The sequence below is a fragment of the Rhodococcus sp. AC861 genome (assembly GCF_979256035.1).
The window spans coordinates 1-268 of sequence record NZ_CEEDMW010000045.1 but is presented as its reverse complement, the minus strand read 5'-3'; the positions used below and the strand labels follow the sequence as shown (position 1 = coordinate 268).

1 pseudogene is annotated in these 268 nt (G+C 50.7%); it reads right to left on the bottom strand.

Annotated features, from left to right (window positions below):
• Nucleotides 1–268: pseudogene (locus AC0IX4_RS23075) on the bottom strand (autotransporter adhesin YapN); the annotation flags it as partial.

Below are 268 nucleotides of genomic sequence, written 5' to 3'. Positions count from 1 at the left end.
ACTTTCAACTGACCCACGTTGACCGCATCGGTATCAGCCGAACCTGCTGCGACGTTAGTGATCTGACGTTGACCATCCGCACTACCAACTGAGAATTCACCGACAGAGTTCTGCGGTGCGTCCATGTTGTAGGCGGTATAATTGGTTTGAGCGCCACGAGTGGTCGTAGAACCATTACCTATCGCAATACTGTTGACATGAATGACTTGCGCATTGCTACCAATGGCAATGCCGTTAAGTGCATTCGCGTCCACGTAGGCACCATAAC